The 1,244-nt window shown below is 55.8% G+C and carries 1 protein-coding gene; it reads right to left on the bottom strand.

Going from position 1 to position 1,244, the window contains the following annotated elements; all coding sequences use genetic code 11:
• Positions 1 to 191: 191 nt before the first annotated feature.
• The coding region (locus tag ACFDSS_RS14205; RefSeq protein WP_375256374.1) for an AMP-binding protein at positions 192 to 1,244 on the bottom strand (1,053 nt) is incomplete at its 5' end.

A 1,244-nucleotide genomic window follows, 5' to 3' on the forward strand; every position in this document is an offset into this window, starting at 1 on the left:
GCGACTGCGTCCGGCAAAGCCGGTTCGGAATAGGCCTCATCCCTGCCGTGGATTTCCCGGATGGACTCGCCGGTGGACAGACGATCTCCTAGCAGGTCTTTCAAGGCGGCAATAGCCAAAGCCGTATTGTGCTGTGTCATACCAATTCCATATTTCTCATTTTAATGTTCGATCAGCTTTGTCGGCGCGCTTTACTGGAAAACCCCGTCATAAGCATCGCGCAGAACGTTTTTCTGCACTTTGCCCATGGCGTTGCGTGGCAGGGCTTGGACAAACTCGATGCGCTTGGGTTGTTTGAAGCGGGCCAGATTATCTTTGATCGAGTTCGAGATGTCTTGCGCTGAAATCTCGACACCATTCTGGGCGACAATGACCGCCACGACAGCTTCGCCAAAATCCTTGTGCGGGAGACCAATGACCGCGCTTTCAACGACGCCCGGCAGATCGTCGATCACCAGTTCGATCTCTTTGGGATAAATGTTGTAGCCGCCCGAGATGATCAGGTCTTTTCCGCGTCCAACGATGTGAACATAACCGTCTGCGTCGATGCGCCCAAGATCACCAGTGATGAAAAACCCATTGTCGCGCAACTCTTCCGCAGTTTTATCAGGCATCTTCCAATAGCCTGCAAATACGTTGGGCCCGCGCACTTCCAGCACGCCGATTTCACCCTGCGGCAAGGGCGCGCCAGTTGCCGGATCGGTGACGATCACCTCAACCCCTGGCAAGGGGAACCCCACCATTCCAGCGCGTCTATCGCCGTCATATGGGTTCGAGGTGTTCATGTTGGTTTCGGTCATCCCATAGCGCTCCAGAATCGCGTGTCCGGTCACATCGCGCCAGCGATCATGTGTTTCGGCCAGCAATGGAGCCGAGCCGGATACGAACAGACGCATGTTGACTGAAGCCTTGCGCAGCCCTTCGGTTTCAAGAAGGCGCACATAAAAGGTCGGCACGCCCATCAAAACCGTGGCGTCCGGCATGTAACCAAGGATGTCATCGGCATCGAACTTGGACATGAAGATGCAGGACGATCCGGCCAAAAGCGTGATATTTGTTGCAACGAATAAGCCGTGCGTGTGAAAAATCGGCAAGGCGTGGATCAGGACATCATCCGCGCTGAAGTGCCAGCTGTCTTTGAGTGTCTGCGCGTTCGACGCCAGCGCCCGATGCGTCAGCATGGCCCCTTTGGAGCGTCCCGTCGTGCCCGAGGTATAGAGGATTGCGGCCAGATCGTCGGGCCC

Origin of the sequence: Yoonia sp., from assembly GCF_042093035.1 — a bacterium.
Taxonomy (GTDB): Bacteria; Pseudomonadota; Alphaproteobacteria; order Rhodobacterales; family Rhodobacteraceae; genus Yoonia.